Here is a 17,658-nt window from a genome sequence, read left to right as displayed (position 1 = left end):
GCCGACATAATATCTACTCGCACTCTAGATGCGGGGGATGCGCCCAACCGAGCCTCACCTGCTGCGTTCGCGTACATCGTGCATACCCCGGTTCTTAGGGTGCCGACGAGTTGAGGTGTCTGAAACCATAAAATAAGAACATGTAATTTTGGTTTAATCGCTCTAAACCCACAAAAAGGGTATCCTAAGTTTTCATACATATAACCTCTTAAATTCCATAATTTACCCGTCACGTAATCGTTATCCGGCAGCATTACTTAAGGTCATTAACACCCTCAAAAGTCCGTAATATTCGGTATTTTTACGACAAATTTTCGGCGTGTTACGACTCTTATCTTTTGCGAGTGACACTGTGTCAGCTAAGATGAAATAGATACGGCAGGGCTCCTCATAAATCCCACAGAATCCAATATCTCATGTGGGGTTGCAGGTTAGTCGAGACATGACTCTTCCGGGTAGTCCCGCGTTGACAGACGAGCTCTACAGGGACGGAGAACGATATGGACTCAACCTCTGAATAGCTCATCAGAGCATCTCAACTTTACGGCCTCACACACTAATTCCATACGCACACACAGTCATTCTAAGGAAGACAAATGCACCAAACACTCATGATGAGTGCCGGTGGTGTAGCACTAGACTTTCCTGCCTGGCTGCGCATCACCCACTTCATTAACTTTCTGATGATTGGACTTCTCATCCGATCCGGTTGGGAAGTTATTGCCTCACATCCGCGTTTTTACTGGAACAACCACTGCACCCCCGGGTCTGAGTGGCTCAAGTTCACGAAGGATAAGGTTTCAACCGTTCCCGGCGAATACACCGCCCGCGACGATCAACGAAGCCTCTCCCCTCTGATCTCGCTCCCCGGTAAGGCTCAGATTGGCTTGGGGCGTGCTTGGCACGCTCTCACTACCGTCATCTGGATTGCTAATGGTCTGGTTTATGTGAGCCTACTCTTTATTACGGGTCAGTGGCGCCGTATTGTTCCTACCTCCTGGGATATTTTCCCCGAGGCATGGCAGTCCATCCAGATTTACGCGGGTTTCCAAATCCCCTCTATTGAGCATTTCCAGCCCTACGATGCGCTTCAGAAGCTCATGTACTTCACCGTGGTTTTCATCGTGGCACCACTGATGATTGCCACCGGTCCTATCATGAGCCCCGCATTCTGCGGTCGCTTCCCACGCTACGTGCGGTTGTTCCGTAACCGCCAGACCGCCCGCTCAATTCACTTCTTGGGCATGGCGTTCTACTGCCTCTTCACGATCATGCACGTGGCGCTGGTACTCATCGTTCACCCGCAGTACAACATTGCGCACATGATGCTCAATAAGAACTACAACGAGATTGATGCGGCACAGTTCGCCCAAGCAGTGACCATGCTGATCGTTGGTGTCGTCGTGGTTCTCGCGGTCTGGATCGGTGCTTCTTACTGGTCGCATCGAGACCTGCGCTTCGCCCAGACCTTCGTTTGGGGCCTGACCCAGCCGGTTCGCAACCTGTTCCTGGATCGCATTTCCTCACGCCAGGTCAAGAAGCAGACCTTCACGGACGCCGATATTTCGCCGTTCCACTGGGTTAACACACGCCCGCCTACAGAGCGTGAAAGCACCGAATGGAACCGACTGCGTGAACAGGACTTCGTGGATTATCGCCTGGAGCTGGGCGGTTTGGTGAAAGAGCCGAAGTCGCTAAGCATCGACGATTTGAAGTCCTTGGGCAAGGAAGTCAATATTACGATGCACACCTGCATGCAGGGGTGGACAGGCATCGCCAAATGGGAAGGCGTTCGCCTGCGTGATGTACTCGCCCTTGTCGAAAAGGACGATAACGCACGGTACGTTATGGTGACTTCCTTCGGACACGTGGGTCACACCTACGATGGTCGCCCCACCGAACCCTACTACGAATGCTTGGATATCTCCATGGCAATGGAGGACGAAACCATTCTGGCTTGGGGTATGAACGATAAGCCCCTACCGGATGTTTATGGTGGTCCCCTGCGCTTGCGTGCAGATTCCATGCACGGCTACAAGATGGTCAAGTGGGTTCAGAAAATTGAATGGATCAGCGATTACCGCGATGTTGGCGATGGTCAAGGCGGTAGCCGCGAAGATTCCGGTCTGCAGCACTTCGACGCTCGCGCGTAAAGTTCTGTAGCTTGTTCCTAGAAGCCCCTGCTGGGCACCGGGTACTCTCCCGGATGCGCAGCGGGGGCTTCGCTGTGCCCGTGCGGCGGGCTGGCTGCGCTCCAGCTCGTGATGCGCGTGCTTATGCCGTTCGAGTGGTGACAGCGTGCGAGGTACTTCTCCCACACACAATGAAGGGGATAGGAACCACGTTAGGTTCCCATCCCCTTTCTATTGCGTCAGCGGTGCTCTAGGCTCAAACGCCTAGGCATACGCCTGCTGCACCTACTATTTGCCTTCGAGAATCACCACATCCAGGATGCGCGGCCCATGCACACCCTCCACGCGAATCAGCTCAATATCGCTGGTCGCAGACGGCCCGGAAATCATGGTCACCGGGCGCTCATAGGTGATGCGTTCAATCGCCTCCGGCACCAGCTCCACAACCGTGGATTCCGGCACCACGCACACATGGTGGTCGGGTACCAGGGAAATCGCGCGGCGACCTTCCTGCGGGGTGGAGTTCAAGAAAATGGTGCCGGTCTCAGCGCACGATACGGTCGAGGAAGTGACCACCGTATCCACGGCGTCAAGCTCGTGCACCGAAAGCGCACCCGGTTCGAGAGTGCTCCCCGAATCGGTGACATGCACGCGGGTTTCGGTATCCTCAGGCAGCCATTCGGGATTCAGCCCGGTGGGAACCACATAGCGCGAGTTCTCTCCCAGACGCTCGGCAATAACCTCGGCGATATTCGATTCGGTCGCGTTGAACACGTTCGCCTTATAGTCGATCAGGCGATCCACCAGCATCTCAATAATCTGCTCGCGGTTCAGCTCGCTCACGCGGCGGTAGTTACGCACGGGGGTTGGTGCCTCGGGGGCATCCGACAGGGACTCACGAATACGCGTGAGGATATCTTCCTTCGCAGAGGACATTATGCGTTCTCCTTACCTTCACGAGCCGCCTGAGCTTCGGCCGCAGCCTGTGCGTTCGCTGCGGCTTCTGCAACCTTACCCTTATTCGCTTCAATGAGAGCGGCAATATCCACGCGCTCGGCGCTGTCGCGAGCGGGTGCGCCAGATTTTTCCTTCTTCCACCAGTTGCGGAACGATTCTTTGGGAGGCTCAGGAATATCGCGGTAGTCCGTCCAACCGCCGACAATTCCGGGCACCTTCGTAATCTTATGTTTCTTGCCGCTAATCAGACGGGACATCGGCAGACCGCGTTCGGCGACCGCCATCATCTTGCCCGAGGAGAACAGCTTCTTAGCACCGTACATCATGGCGTCCATCTGGGTGGGCGCGTGTTTCTTCGCGTGCTTCGCCTCAACATCCTTACCGCGCAAATGCACCAGCACCTCGGGGAAGTTGATCTTCACGGGGCACACTTCGTAGCAGGCACCGCATAGCGAAGATGCGTATGGCAGCGAGTTATTGTGCGCCGCTTCAATACCGGAAAGCTGGGGCGAAAGGATTGCACCAATCGGGCCTGGGTAGGTGGAACCGTAGGCGTGACCACCGGCGCGCTCGTACACGGGGCACACGTTCATGCAAGCAGAACAGCGGATGCAGCGCAGAGCCTGGCGACCCAGTTCATCGGCCAGCACAGCGGTACGACCATTATCGATAAGGATCACGTGCAGGTTCTGCGGACCGTCACCGGGGGTTACGCCCGTCCACATGGAGGTGTAAGGGTTCATGCGCTCACCTGTGGAGGAACGCGGCAAAAGCTGCAGGAACGCCTCGTAGTCCTGGAAGGTGGGCAGCAGCTTCTCGATACCCATGAACGAGATGAGAGTATCGGGCAGAGTCAGACACATACGACCATTGCCTTCGGATTCCACGATGGTCATAGTGCCGGTCTCAGCGATACCGAAGTTCACGCCCGAAACGGCGACCTTAGTCGAGAGGAACTTCTCGCGCAGACGGTTACGCGAAGCCTCCGCAAGCTCAGCGGGTTCATCGGTAATATCCGGGTTAATGCCTTCAATCTTCTTAAGGAAGATATCGCGGATTTCACGGCGGTTACGGTGAATTGCCGGAACCAGAATGTGCGAGGGGCGATCTTCGCCGAGCTGCACAATTTCTTCCGCAAGGTCGGTCTCAATGGCGTTAATGCCGTTCTCTTCCAAGAACTCGTTCAGACCGGTTTCGGCGGTTGCCATGGACTTGATCTTGATGATCTCGTCCACGCCCTGTTCGCGAATCAGATCGAGGGCGATCTGGTTTGCCTCGCGAGCATCGCGCGCCCAGTGCACCTGGCCGCCGCGCGCGGTAAAGTTACGCTCGAACTGTTCCAGCATTTGGGGCAGGTTGAAGAGCACATAGTTCTTCACCATTTCGCCGGTGTTGCGCAGCTCCTGCCAGTCGGGCAGCTCACTGGTGACGCGGGCACGCTTATTGCGAATAGCGTGGGTCACGAAACGCAGGTTATTACGTAGCTGGTCATTCTTCAGCTCACGCTTGGCGTATTCGGGGAACGGTTCGTTCTCAAAGATATTGCCTTCGCCGTAGTGCACGACCTTCGGCATGCCCAGGGGGATTGCGGTGGAAGTCATCATCAACCTACTTTCTATGCGAAGGCGAGTTCTACGTTGCCGTCAATCTTCAGCGGATTTTCCTTGGTGGAGGCGAGGATTTCGGCAAAATGGACGGTCTTAACAGAGGATCCGCGGCGTGAGAGTGCACCGCCGATATTCATCAGGCAGGAGCAGTCGCCGCCGGTGCATACGGATGCACCGGTCTTCTCAACATTGGTTGCTTTGTCTTCAACCATCGCACCGGAAACATCGGCGTTCTTGAACGAGAAGGTTCCGCCGAAGCCGCAGCACTGGTCGAGGCTCTCAATTTCGGTGTACTTAATGCCTTCAACGGTGCGCACAAGATCTGATTGGCGGGAGCCAAGGTGCAGCAGGCGCATACCGTGGCATGAGCTGTGGTAGGTCACGTGCTCGGGGAAGTAAGAACCAAGCTGCTCGGCGGCGTTGGTGATACCCAGAACGTCAATGAGAAGCTGGGAAAGTTCAAAGGTGCGTGCGGCAATCTGCTCTGCTCGCACGGCAAGATCTTCGTCGCCCTGATGACGAGCTATCATGGGCTGCTGGTGCCCCAGGGATGCCACGCAGGAACCTGAGGGTGCCACGGCAACATCCCAGTCCCACGCCTCAAAAGACTCGACGTGGTTTTTTACGACGGGGTAAGCATCATCAAAGTACCCGGAATTGACATGCATTTGGGAACAGCAGGTCTGCCCGGGAGGATAAACAACCTCATGCCCCAAGCGTTCTAGAATCTCGACGGTCGCGCGCGCTACGCGGGGATACATGCCATCAACAATGCACGTGGAGAAAAGCGCAATACGCATGTTATCCGTCCTTTCTGGTTTCGAGTCTCTACAGAACCGCTGGTGTGGGATGCGGTATGCGCTCCGGGACGCAAATTCCTGTGCCGAATTTACGTAACGCGGGTTTTCAACGCGCCAGGATCATGACTGACCAGGTTCTCTCAGGAACCCGCCGGTGTTTACGGGGACCGGTCATATCGGTGTAGAAACGTAATCGTAGACTTTCTTCGTTGATCTTCATTTAACACCAGGTTCGGAGCATTCCTTTAATTGAAATAACGAACATTTTTCTCACCAAATTGAGTTTTAAGGATTCCCTTAGTTTCAGGTAGTAAAGCATGCTTTAGGTCATAGCAACCCCAATGTTTCGAGATACCTTAAACAGACATTCCAGCGGGTGTATATGCAACATCCGCGAGCTGACGCGGAACTGCCCAATTTTTCTGCATAATTTCCCGCAAATATGCATATCTTACCTATGCAATCCCTTGCAATATCGGGTGGCACAACCCAGGAACATCTCGAAAAAATGCAGTGCGCAAAATCTCTATGCGCAGAGCTGAAATTTAATGCCAGAAGTTGGAACAACCCATTTTTTGATGCCCAGAACGCAAATATCACCCCTCTCCCCCGCCATCGTGCGGAAAACACACCTGCACTCTATAAGTTGTATCTCAAAGCACCCTTCGGGTAGGCTTCACATGAAGCTAATGGTCAGACCACATCCCAGAAGGGTGCCATAGTCGCCACGAATCCGTGGAATTTTGATTGGTCTGACCACATCACATTGAACCGAACCAAAGGAGTTCCAGTGAATACATTCTTCGCTGAACCCAACGCAGTCGGGGGAAGCCTTGGGCTAAGCGCGCTCGTGGCAACCATACCGCTGCTAACCTTCTTCATCATGCTACTCGTCGTCAAGGCACGCGCGCACTGGTCGGCGCTGGTGGCACTTGCCGCATCTATCCTGGTGGCAAGCCTCGGCTTTACGATGCCCTTCGACTTGGCGGGACTCAGCGCGGTGCGCGGCGCTATCTACGGTTTGGTGATCTGCTGGGTGATCCTCGGCGCTATCTGGTTCTACCAGGTCACCGTGCTTGCCGGACGCTTTGAAGACCTACGCCGCACCTTCGACCGTCTGGGCGGCGGCGATTTGCGCATCCAGGCGATTCTGATTGCCTTCTGCTTCGGTGGTCTGCTTGAAGCCCTCGCAGGGTTCGGTGCTCCCGTGGCAATTACCGCGACCATGATTCTTGCCCTCGGCGTGAAGCCGCTCAAAGCAGCTATTACCGTGCTTCTTGCTAACACCGCTCCTGTGGCCTTCGGCGCCGTCGCCGTCCCGATTGTGACTGCAGGCGATGTTGGCGGCAAAGACCCGCACGTTATTGCAACCATCGTCGGTCACCAGGCACCGTTCCTGGCAATGTTCGTACCCGTCATTCTGCTCTTCATCCTCGACGGTATGAAGGGTGTTAAAGATGCATGGCTCCCTGCCTTCGTCATTGGTATTTCCTTCGGTATTGCACAGTGGATCACCGCTGCAACCCCCGCATACAACCTCACCGACGTGGTGGCATGTATCGTCTCGATGGGTGCAGCAGTGCTCTTCCTGCGCTTCTGGAAACCGCGCGGCGTAGAAGGTGTGCGTGAGCGTTATGGCCTGCCTTCACAGGTCGAAGAGAAAGAAGCTCTGCCCGCCGTGCGTGTGTGGATGGCTCTTCTGCCCTACCTGATCGTGGTTGTTATCTTCGGTCTCGTGAACCTCAGTGCAGAGTTGAAGGCATGGCTGAAAACCGTGGCTATCAAAATCGATATTCCCGCGCTTAGCTCCCGCTTGGTCACCAAAGACGGCACAAAAGTTAAGGATGCTGTTTACTCCTTCACCTGGCTCTCGAACCCCGGTACCCTGCTGATTATTTCGGGTCTGATCGTGGGCATTATCTACTTCCTCTTCAACGAGAAGGGCCGCTACGGGTTCAAGTTCCCCGCGCTGTTCACCGAATTCGGTTCGGTCGTCTACCGTATGCGCTGGTCAATTCTGACCATTGCATCGGTGCTGGCACTGGCATACGTCATGAATTTCTCGGGTCAGACCGTTGCCATGGGTACCTTCCTGGCAGGGCTCGGTCCCGTATACGCTATCCTGGCGCCCGCACTGGGCTGGATCGGTACCGCAGTGACCGGTTCGGACACCAGCGCCAACGCGCTGTTCTCGAAGCTGCAGGTCTCTGCCGCCGAGAACCTGCATCAGGCCGGTATTTCTGGGGCAACCCCCGAACTGCTGCTGGCTGCTAACACCACCGGTGGCGTGGTCGGTAAGATGATCTCCCCGCAGTCTTTGGCTATCGCGGCAACCTCCGTGGATATGGAAGGTAAGGAATCCGACATTCTCAAGGCCGTGGTTCCCTGGTCGTTCGCCATGCTCGTGGTGGTTTGTATTCTGGTCTTCCTGCAGACCAACGTGCTCTCGTTCCTGATTCCCTAACCGGTACGCTGCACATACAAACGCATAAACCACGATGGGGCGGTGTACTTCACGGTACGCCGCCCCGCGCGTTTCTCTCACTATTCCATTCCTCACAGGCTCAGGTACTCTCCCACCCCACCTGAGCCGCCTCAAACGCACACACGGCGGGTTATTCTCACCCGCATCTTGAGACTTATTAGGATGGGAACACCTCATGACTCACCTGACAGACTCGACATCCCGCATACAGGAACGCAGCTACAGCATCATTCTTGAAACCTTCGAGCGGCGGTTGCGCCTGGGCGAACTGCGTGTCGGTGATAAGCTGCCTTCCGAGCGTGCGCTGGCCGAAAAACACGGAATTTCTCGGCCCTCAGTGCGCGAGGCTCTACGCATTCTCAACGCGTTGGGGCTGATTCGCTCCAGTAGCGGATCGGGGCCTAAATCGGGCGCTATCGTCATCTCGGAGCCCTCCGACACCCTCAGCTGGGCACTGCGCATGCACATCGCAACCCGCAACCTGCCGGTCAAAGATGTGGTCTCTACACGTTTGCTCTTGGAGGGACCGGCTGCACGTGCCGCCGCAAACGCCCCCGACTCCCCCGAACGCGATCTGGCGCTGGAGAACGCCCGCGAGCATCTGCGTGAGATGGATCTGCCGCAGGTATCAAACGAGCGTTTCCATTTCTGCGATACCCGCTTTCACTACGAACTTTCAAAGCTGGGCGGAAACATTGTGCTCGATACCGTGATCGATTCACTGCACATGGCGACTATCAGCTACGTGCAGGAGGCGGTACCGCTACTGCGCGATTGGGGTTCCGTCAAGCAAACGCTTCAAGACCAGCACCGGGGCATTTACGAGGCGATCTCCACCCGCGACGAGGACGCCGCCTATGAGCGGGTGTGCGAGCACATCAAATGGTTCTATTCGCTCTCAGACCGCGCCCGCGACCAACAGCGAGAACGGCAGACTCAGGTGATAGATGCGGAGGCGCTGCCGCATCAGGTGGTGCTGCACGAGGAGCATCTGACGTAGAAAATTCCCGCGAGCAGATAATATTTTGACGAGCAGATATCAACCCGTTATCTGCTCGTCAAAATATTATCTGCTCGCGCATTTAGTCTATCTAGAACTTCGTGCCGGTCAGCCTCTCGTACGCTTCAACATAGCGGGCGCGGGTCTTCTCAACCACATCCTCAGGCAGATGAGGCACGTTATCCGAACCGTCCCAGCCCGATTCCGGCGAGCGCAGCCAGTCGCGCACAAACTGTTTATCAAAGCTCGGTTGGGATTTTCCGGGTTCGTACTCACTCGCATCCCAGAATCGTGAGGAGTCGGGGGTGAGCAATTCGTCGCCAAGGGTGATTTCGCCGCGGTAAGAGTCGGTTCCGAATTCGACTTTGGTGTCTGCCAAGATAATGCCCTGCTCGCGGGCGATTTTTTCGGCGGTGCTGTAGAGTTCGAGTGAGAGTTCTTCTAGGCGGTTACCGATTGCGTGCCCTACTTCGGCGTAGAGTTCTTCGCGGGTTACCGGTTCATCGTGCTGGCCTACTTCGGCTTTGCCAGTCGGCGTGAAAATTGGGGTTTCGAGGCGTGACCCATCCACAAGCCCCGCAGGGAGTTCGATGCCCGCTATGCTTCCAGTTTCGCGGTAACTTGCAAGCCCCGAACCCGTTAGATAGCCGCGCACAATGCACTCGACCGGGAACATATTGAGCGATTTGCATATCATGGCGCGCCCTGCGACTGATTCGGGCACATCGGTTGAAATCACATGGTTTGGGATATGCGAAAGTTGTTGAAACCACCACAGCGACATTTGGGTGAGAATTTTGCCTTTGTCGGGGATTTCGGTGGGAAGAATTTTATCGAAGGCACTAATGCGGTCAGAGGCGACGACCATGACGGAGCCTGCGCGGATTTCAGCATCATCACTGACGGTTAGCCCGGCGGCATCGTAGCGGCTTTCTTCGGGAACGTACAGGTCGCGTACTTTACCTGAGTAGACGTGCGTCCACCCCGGAATCATGGGTGGGTTGTTGCGGGAATTCATGGGGAGTTCTCCTGTGGGGCGAATGTGCGCGGCGTGTTTACCTATTCTTTACCTTACCGGACAATGCCCGCATCCCGCGATATGTGAATCCGAATGCGGCCGCAACGCCGTGTTCTCAGGGTTCGGCTGTTAAGTTCTGTTACTTGGCGCCCAGCTGGAATACACCGCGAGCAGGTTGCTTTTGGTCGAGCCGGTAAGAAAATCCTACCTGTTCGACCAAAAACGACCTGCTCACGCGAATAGAGAATAGCGGTTAGTTGCGGAGTTCGGGCACGGTAATCGCCCCCTGCACCGCTTTGAGAGCGATATCGGTGCGGTATTGTGCGCCTTCCCAAGTAATAGCATGTACCCCTTCGTAGGCGGCATCGCGAGCCTGGGCGAGGGTATCGCCCAGGGCCACAACGGCGAGCACGCGACCGCCCGCCGTCACAATCTCTTCGCCCGCGACAGCGGTTCCGGCATGCACCACATGCACATCGGGCATAGCGGATGCGCTCTCAAGCCCCGCAATCGCATCGCCCTTACGCGGGGTTCCCGGATATTTCTCTGCCGCCATGACCACATCTACGGCGGTGCGGGGATCCCATTCCAGACAGGTGTCTTCGGCAATCTCGCCGCGAGATGCCGCAAGAAGCAGCTGCCCGAGCGGGGTACGCAGGCGTGCCAGCACCGCCTGGGTTTCGGGGTCGCCAAAGCGAGCGTTGAATTCGATGACGCGCACGCCGCGGCTGGTAACGGCGAGCCCGCAGAAGAGCACGCCCACGAACGGGGTGCCACGTTCTGCCATGCGAGCGATGGTGGGGCGGGCGATCTTTTCGATCACTTCGTCCACAAATCCTGCAGGCAGCCACTCAAGCGGGGTGTAGGCACCCATCCCGCCGGTGTTTGGGCCTTCATCGTTGTCAAAGATGCGCTTGAAATCCTGCGCAGGAGACAGCGGGAGCACGTTCTTTCCGTCGCTGATAACGAAGAGCGATACTTCGGGACCGTCCAAGAATTCTTCGATCACCACGGAACCACCGGCGGCAAAACAGGCATTCGCATGCTCTAAGGCGGCATCCCGGTTCTCGGTGACAACCACGCCTTTACCCGCGGCGAGCCCGTCGTCTTTCACCACATAGGGGGCGCCGAATTCGTCAAGGGCTTGCGTGGCTTCGGCGTCGGTTGTGGCGACGAAGGCGCGGGCGGTCGGCACGTTTGCCTCCTCCATCACCTGCTTGGCGAATGCTTTGGACCCCTCAAGCTGTGCCGCAGCCGCAGAGGGTCCGAAGACCGCGAAGCCTGCCTCGCGCAGGGCGTCGGAAACACCGGCAACCAGAGGTGCCTCAGGGCCGATAACTACCAGGTCTGCGGCGAGCTCACGGGCAAGCGCGACAGCCTGCTCGGGGTTATTGGCGTCGATGGCGTGTACCGGAACGTCCTGAGCGATGCCCGCGTTGCCGGGTGCGCTGTGAACTTCGGTTACCTGTGGATCGCGTGCAAGCGCACGGATAATTGCGTGTTCGCGGCCGCCGGGGCCCAGTACCAAAACCTTCATGTACATAAGGGTACCGTGTCGGATGCGGCACGGGCGGGGGTTTCGGCGCTCTTCCGTATCGTGGGGTTCCCACCCTCAGGCCGTAAAAAAGAGCCTTTATGTGAATAAAGCGGTGTTTTTAACGCTTTTTTCACATAAAGGCTCTTTTTAGCAGGATAGTTTAGAGCCGCCGCCGTGGCTTGCTTTTGCGCTATTCAGGGAACGGGAGTAGGCTAAATTGTCTTGTGAATACGGTCTGCTCTACTGGTCGGGCGCATCGCAGGGCGTATTACACAGACGAAAGGACCCTCATGAGCGCGCAAAATTCCAGCACTCAGACCCCCGCCCAAGATACGCATAAAGGATCGGATATTCACGCCAGACTTTTCCCGATCCTGGCGCGCGTAGCATCCGTAACCGCGGTGCTCATGTACGTCTTCTACTTCCCGCAAATTATCGGCAATATCAACGGCCATAAAGGCGACTGGATTCAGCCACTCGTTGCCGGCATTAACTGCACGCTGTGGGTAGCATACGGTTTGTGGCGCGAGAAGAAAGACTGGCCCATCGTGATTGCGAATGCGCCCGGCATTATTTTTGGCGGTACGGCAGCCATCACCGCGCTCATGTGATTTTATCCGCTAGAATTTCTGTTTTTAGCACTATTATTGTGGGTATATGACTTCTCCTCAGCTTTCCCTCACAGATGCCGAACTCGTATTTCAGACTCGTAACGATCTGATCGAGACGACCCACCACGGTATTGTGGTGGTGCTCTCCCCCGAAGGCACCACCGATCTTGCCCTCGGAGACATGAGCCAGCCATTCTTTGCCCGCTCGGCACTCAAGCCACTGCAGGCTATCGGCACGCTCAAATCGGGAGCGCCGCTGCGTGGCGCGCAGGTAGCGATCGCGTGCGGATCGCATCAGGGAACATTCGAGCAGATGCGCGCGGTTCAAGACGTGCTTCAGGGCGCCGGTGTTGATGCGACCGCCCTGCTCTGCCCTACCGCCTACCCCGCTGATGCACACGCGCACGAACAGATGGTACGCGCGGATTTGGCGAAGACTCCGCTTGCGCATCCGTGTTCGGGCAAGCATGCCGGGTTTCTGTGGGCGTGTGCCGCGCAGCTGGACCGCTCGGTTGTAGACCCGGATTCACGCCAGTGGACGATGAAGGACTACTGCGACCCCGAGCATCCGCTGCAGCGCATGATTGCTGAGGAGATCGCGAGTTTTACGGGCGAGCCTGTGGGCACATCGGGTATTGACGGATGCGGTGCCCCCGTCGCGGCGGTCTCAGCGCTGGGTCTGGCGCGTGCCTATTCGACGCTTGGCACAGCGATTCGCAATATGGATGCGGATGCGCGCGCCTCAACCGTGGCGACCGCAATGGTGGATTACCCCGAGCTGATCCAGGCCCCCGGCATGCCCGATACGGTGTTGAGCGAGCAGCTGGATGCGGTCGTCAAGAGCGGCGCCGCCGGGGTATTGTGTGTGGGCCTGCGTTCTGGTGCGTCCGTGGTTGTGAAGATTTCCGACGGCGCAACCCGTGCTGCCTACCCGGTTGCGCTGTGGGCTCTGGAAGCTACAGGGCATCTGCCTTCCGAGCAGGTGCAGCAGCTTCTTCCGCAGGTGACTCGCCCCGTGATTGGCGGCGTGCAGGATAATGTACCCCGCGAGGTTGGAGGCTGGGTTCCCGGCGCGGATTTGGAGCCGCTGGTGGGTGAGAGCGCGTGAGTGTGCGCCGTCGAGTTTCGGAGGCTGACGGCGCGGCCGCCTTTGCACAGGTTAGACAGGTTTTTGATACTGTGCTTTCCGGAGAAAAACTGCTTATTAGTGCGGAAAATCGGACCGAAATAGAACAATCGTTCGCTCGCCTACCGCGCGGTGTGCGCGCTACCGCAGTGCGGTACGCCCTTGAAGAGCTCGCCACGCTTGCCCCCGGCAACAGCGTGGAGGTTCGGGTTCCGCCCTACGGGGTTACCCAGTGTATTGCCGGACCTCGCCATACTCGCGGCACTCCGCCGAGTGTAGTCGAAACGAGCGGGTTCATCTGGTGTGCGCTGGCTGCCGGTGCCCTGACCTGGGACGATGCGAGCGCATCCGGACTACTGACCGCCAGCGGCGAACGCAGCAACCTATCCCGCTACTTCCCCTTGTTCTAGGCGCCGAGCTGCCTGATAACGGCACCTCAAGTCTTAGCGTGCACACCTAGAGCAGGTAATACTCCTTCAGCCACGTTGTCCGCACCCCGCTGTCGTCAAGAATCATTAGGCAGGATTCACCCCAAAAGATAGACTTGAAGACATGAGTAGCGCACACACACCTTCTAATTCCCACTCTGATTCTTCGGAACCGGATTCTCCCACGCCCGAAACTGAAGCATCCCCTGAAGCCGAGGTTGAATACTCACAGGTGCGGGTTCGCCGTGCCCCGTCGGTAGTAGCTTTCATGATGCTGGGGCTCGTCATCGGGCTTATTGCGGCGTTTATTTCGGTGATCGTGGGTCCAGGCGATCCGTCATATTCTGAGACATCAGTGTTCGGTGTTATCGCGGTTATTTACGGTGCCGTCGGTGTGGCGTTGGGCGCCCTCGTGGCCCTGTGGCTTGACCGCCGGTCCCTCAAAAAGTCCGTAACGGCGCGAGTTGAGCCAGAATCTAAAGAAGAGGATGAGTAGGAGCGAGCGGCGCATCCTAAAACGCTTGGCGCAGCCGCACGTGACATATTCATCACCCCTGTGGGCGTTAAATTTCGTAGCGTGCACCACAGGGTGGAGTGAAAGAGGGTAGACTAGAGGTGTCTGTGTACTCCCCCGAGGGTACGGCTGCTCAGCGGCTCACACACCCGCGCGCAGAGAAGACTTTCCCGCAGTCCCAACGTCGAAAAGATGTGAATTGATTCGTCCTGACGGAAAACTCACTCACGATCTCGATCCGATAGACCACGGACCCAAGGACGCCTGCGGCGTATTTGGTGTCTGGGCTCCCGGTGAGGACGTGGCAAAACTAACCTACTACGGCCTGTATGCACTGCAGCATCGCGGGCAGGAATCCGCCGGTATCGCAACGAGCAACGGCAAGCGCATCCACGTGTATAAAGACATGGGGCTGGTGTCCCAGGTTTTTGATGAGGCCACGCTCAGTTCCATGCCGGGCGAACACGCTATCGGGCATGCACGCTACTCCACGACCGGCGCATCCCATTGGGCGAACGCTCAGCCAACTCTGGGTACCACACCGCACGGCACGCTTTGCTTGGCGCATAACGGCAACCTGACGAACTCGGCTGATCTTTACGATAAGCTGCTTCAGAAGAACGGCGGCAAGCCCCCGGCGTTTGGTGAGCTGGCTCAGGGCAATACGACCGATACCGCACTGGTAACCGCGCTTTTAGCCGAGCATGATTTTGATTCTCTAGAAGAAGCCGTTCTCGATCTGCTTCCCACCCTGCGAGGCGCATTCTGCTTCACGTTCATGGACGAGCAGACTCTCTATGCGGCGCGTGACCCGCAGGGCGTTCGCCCGTTAGTACTGGGGCGTTTGGAGCGGGGCTGGGTGGTTGCCTCCGAGACTGCGGCGCTCGATATTGTGGGTGCATCCTTTGTGCGCGAGGTTGAACCCGGCGAACTTATTACGATCGACGAAAATGGCCTGCGTTCACACCGTTTTGCCGAGGCAAAACCCGCCGGATGCGTCTTCGAATACGTCTACCTGGCTCGCCCGGATACCACGATTGCGGGGCGCTCTGTCTACGAATCTCGCGTGGAAATGGGGCGCCAGCTCGCCCGTGAACACCAGGTCGAAGCCGATTTGGTGATGCCCACGCCAGAATCCGGCGTCCCTGCGGCCATCGGCTACGCCGAGCAGTCCGGCATTCCCTACGGTAACGGTCTAGTCAAGAACGCCTATGTGGGGCGTACCTTCATTCAGCCTTCGCAGACTATTCGCCAGTTGGGTATTCGACTCAAGCTGAACCCGCTCAAATCCGTGGTTGCGGGCAAGCGTCTGATTGTCATTGACGATTCGATCGTGCGCGGCAACACTCAACGAGCCCTAGTACGCATGCTTCGTGAGGCCGGGGCGAAAGAGGTTCACGTGCGCATTTCTTCCCCACCCGTGAAATGGCCCTGTTTCTACGGTATCGACTTCGCCTCACGCGCAGAGCTGATCGCGAACGGTCTTTCGGTGGACGAAATTTGCGCTTCTCTCGGTGCCGATTCGCTCGGTTTTATTTCGGAAGACGGCATGATGGCGGCGACCGAGCAGCCCGCGAAAAGCATGTGCACGGCGTGCTTCACCGGCAAGTATCCGATTGAGCTCCCCTCGGAGGAGCGCCGCGGCAAGTCGCTCTTCGATACCGAAGAAGGCAAGGGCGGTCCGCTCGCCGGCAAAGCGGCCGAGGTGACCGTTGAGCGCCCGGTACCAAGCAAGCCCGAGCATGCGGAGGCTGTCTCCATTGAAACCCGCACGGGTACCGATACCTTGGAGAATAAGTTCGATACCGCCGCGCTTCCGGTGGTTCAGGCGCAGGCTGGCTCTGGCGCATCAGCACCCGTCGAGCCTGTTCAGGAAGCTCAACAACCGGCACCGGGCATGTGTAACCCCGGTCCCGATGCCGATCTTGAAGCGTTTTTGACCGAGGAAGACTTGGTTCCCGCACACGTTAATTCACGCCCTATAACCCCGAAGGACTAATAAACCCATGAGCGAAAACAGCACCTCTGTAACCTATGCAAGCGCTGGCGTTGATGTTGAGGCGGGCGACCGCGCCGTCGAGCTGATGAAGGATGCGGTGAAGGCAACTCACAACGCTTCGGTGATCGGCGGTGTGGGCGGTTTTGCCGGGCTGTATGACCTCTCGGCGTTGTCCTCATATCGCAAGCCCTATTTGGCGACCTCTACGGATGGTGTGGGCACGAAGGTTGCTATCGCGCAGGCACTCGATATTCATGACACGATTGGCTACGACCTGGTGGGTATGGTCGTTGACGATATTGTGGTGTGCGGCGCGAAGCCCCTTTTCATGACTGATTATATTGCTACAGGCAAGGTCGTTCCCGAGCGTATTGCCGATATTGTGCGGGGTATTGCCGGGGCTTGCAAGGTTGCCGGTACCGCACTGGTAGGCGGCGAGACGGCGGAGCATCCGGGGCTTTTGGCTGAACATGAGTACGATGTTGCCGGTGCCGCAACCGGTCTGGTGGAGGCCGATGAACTGCTCGGCCCCGATCGCGTGCGCGAGGGCGATGTGCTGATCGGTATGGCCTCTTCGGGTATTCACTCGAACGGGTACTCGCTGGTGCGTAAGGTGATTGATGTGGCGGGCTGGGGCTTGGATCGTCAGGTGGACGAGCTTGGCCGTACTTTGGGCGAGGAGCTCCTAGAGCCTACTCGCGTGTATGCGGCGGACTGCCTGGATTTGGCGGCTGCGTTCCCGGTCAATGGTGCCGACGGGCAGACCGGTCACGGTATTCGTGGGTTTTCGCATGTGACCGGAGGCGGTCTCGCCGCTAATCTGGCGCGTGTTTTGCCGCAGGGTTTGGAGGGCCGTGTGGACCGTTCAACCTGGCAGATTCCCGCGATTTTCTCGCTTATCGGTTCGCTCGGTCAGGTTCCACTCGCCGATTTGGAGCGCACCCTGAACCTGGGTGTGGGCATGATTGCGATTGTTGATCCTGCGGTGGCGGATGCTGCAGTAAGTCGCCTGAATGAGCGCGGTATTTCGTCCTGGATTATGGGGGATGTAGTGAAGGCTGGCGACCCTGAGTTGAATAACCCTGACTATGTGCAGGGGGCCAAGGGTGTTGATGGAGGCGCGGTACGACTTCACGGCAGTTACGCGGCCTAGCCTGCGCTCTGACAGGGTTTCGCACTGTAGCGCTCTCCCCCTATATCTATAAAACGCGAGCGGATGATTTTTGACGAGACAAATCATCTGCTCGCGTTTTGTATAAGGCTTCAGCGAATTTGAAAGACGACGAGCTAATTTTGTGCAGACTTTAAATCTTCACTCAATACTTGGCTACCTATCATCTTGCACTTGCGGAAAACTTTAAAGTATTTCAAGACCCTAAACCTCGCACATCAGATAGTGTGATGTATATTAAATACACTATTATTCTCCCCAAAAGAATAAATT

General features: G+C 57.0%; 14 protein-coding genes. 9 read left to right on the top strand and 5 right to left on the bottom strand.

The window, feature by feature from the left end; translation table 11 throughout:
• Nucleotides 1-596 precede the first annotated feature (596 nt).
• A complete protein-coding gene (locus tag HMPREF2625_RS04125; protein WP_070522078.1) occupies nt 597-2,153 on the top strand; it encodes a molybdopterin-dependent oxidoreductase in 1,557 nt (518 codons plus the stop codon).
• Nucleotides 2,154-2,420: 267 nt separating this feature from the next.
• On the opposite strand, the gene HMPREF2625_RS04120 is transcribed toward HMPREF2625_RS04125, so the two are convergent.
• Genes HMPREF2625_RS04120 through HMPREF2625_RS04110 form a run of 3 tightly spaced genes read right to left on the bottom strand, consistent with a single transcriptional unit; the run spans nt 2,421 to nt 5,496 of the window.
• Nucleotides 2,421-3,068: a LutC/YkgG family protein gene (locus HMPREF2625_RS04120; RefSeq protein WP_070522075.1), complete on the bottom strand. Its 648-nt coding sequence runs from the start codon at nt 3,066-3,068 to the stop codon at nt 2,421-2,423.
• Entirely contained in the window at nt 3,068-4,693 is a 1,626-nt protein-coding gene (locus tag HMPREF2625_RS04115; protein ID WP_070522072.1) for a LutB/LldF family L-lactate oxidation iron-sulfur protein, read from the bottom strand. Before HMPREF2625_RS04115 ends, HMPREF2625_RS04120 begins: the two co-directional genes overlap by 1 nt.
• Before the next feature lie 11 nt (nt 4,694-4,704).
• Complete coding sequence (locus HMPREF2625_RS04110; protein ID WP_070522069.1) at nt 4,705-5,496, bottom strand: (Fe-S)-binding protein; 792 nt, start codon at nt 5,494-5,496, stop codon at nt 4,705-4,707.
• 790 nt (nt 5,497-6,286) lie between these two features.
• On the opposite strand from HMPREF2625_RS04110, the gene HMPREF2625_RS04105 reads away from it, so the two are divergent.
• Together HMPREF2625_RS04105 and HMPREF2625_RS04100 are read left to right on the top strand one after the other, a co-directional pair.
• Entirely contained in the window at nt 6,287-7,960 is a 1,674-nt protein-coding gene (locus HMPREF2625_RS04105) for an L-lactate permease (protein WP_070522067.1), read from the top strand.
• Nucleotides 7,961-8,156: 196 nt separating this feature from the next.
• Nucleotides 8,157-8,981, top strand: a complete 825-nt coding sequence (locus HMPREF2625_RS04100) for a FadR/GntR family transcriptional regulator (RefSeq protein ID WP_070522064.1) — start codon at nt 8,157-8,159, stop codon at nt 8,979-8,981.
• 91 nt (nt 8,982-9,072) lie between these two features.
• Here the strand turns inward: HMPREF2625_RS04100 and HMPREF2625_RS04095 are convergent, their stop codons facing one another.
• Both HMPREF2625_RS04095 and purD read right to left on the bottom strand, forming a co-directional pair.
• Complete coding sequence (locus tag HMPREF2625_RS04095) at nt 9,073-9,999, bottom strand: phosphoribosylaminoimidazolesuccinocarboxamide synthase (protein WP_070522061.1); 927 nt, start codon at nt 9,997-9,999, stop codon at nt 9,073-9,075.
• A 253-nt stretch (nt 10,000-10,252) separates the two neighbouring features.
• Nucleotides 10,253-11,536, bottom strand: a complete 1,284-nt coding sequence (gene purD, locus HMPREF2625_RS04090) for a phosphoribosylamine--glycine ligase (protein ID WP_070522634.1) — start codon at nt 11,534-11,536, stop codon at nt 10,253-10,255.
• Between the two features lie 290 nt (nt 11,537-11,826).
• On the opposite strand from purD, the gene HMPREF2625_RS11035 reads away from it, so the two are divergent.
• The 6 genes from HMPREF2625_RS11035 to purM all read left to right on the top strand — a co-directional run bounded on the left by HMPREF2625_RS11035 (nt 11,827) and on the right by purM (nt 17,367).
• Nucleotides 11,827-12,147, top strand: a complete 321-nt coding sequence (locus HMPREF2625_RS11035) for a PQ-loop repeat-containing protein (RefSeq protein WP_083295610.1) — start codon at nt 11,827-11,829, stop codon at nt 12,145-12,147.
• 46 nt (nt 12,148-12,193) lie between these two features.
• Complete coding sequence (locus HMPREF2625_RS04080; RefSeq protein WP_070522058.1) at nt 12,194-13,255, top strand: asparaginase; 1,062 nt, start codon at nt 12,194-12,196, stop codon at nt 13,253-13,255.
• Nucleotides 13,252-13,683 carry a sterol carrier family protein gene (locus HMPREF2625_RS04075; protein ID WP_070522055.1) on the top strand — a complete coding sequence of 144 codons (432 nt, stop codon included), beginning with the start codon at nt 13,252-13,254 and terminating at the stop codon, nt 13,681-13,683. Before HMPREF2625_RS04080 ends, HMPREF2625_RS04075 begins: the two co-directional genes overlap by 4 nt.
• Nucleotides 13,684-13,825: 142 nt before the next feature.
• A complete protein-coding gene (locus HMPREF2625_RS04070; RefSeq protein ID WP_083295609.1) occupies nt 13,826-14,197 on the top strand; it encodes a hypothetical protein in 372 nt (123 codons plus the stop codon).
• 217 nt (nt 14,198-14,414) lie between these two features.
• Nucleotides 14,415-16,214, top strand: coding sequence for an amidophosphoribosyltransferase (purF, locus tag HMPREF2625_RS04065; protein WP_070522052.1), 1,800 nt, complete (start codon nt 14,415-14,417; stop codon nt 16,212-16,214).
• A gap of 7 nt (nt 16,215-16,221) precedes the next feature.
• Entirely contained in the window at nt 16,222-17,367 is a 1,146-nt protein-coding gene (purM, locus tag HMPREF2625_RS04060; protein WP_070522049.1) for a phosphoribosylformylglycinamidine cyclo-ligase, read from the top strand.
• Nucleotides 17,368-17,658: the final 291 nt, after the last annotated feature.

Origin of the sequence: Rothia sp. HMSC064D08, assembly GCF_001809525.1 — a bacterium.
Classification (GTDB): domain Bacteria; phylum Actinomycetota; class Actinomycetes; order Actinomycetales; family Micrococcaceae; genus Rothia; species Rothia dentocariosa.
Note: the sequence above shows the minus strand (reverse complement) of the source record. Positions and strands in the feature narration are given on the sequence as shown.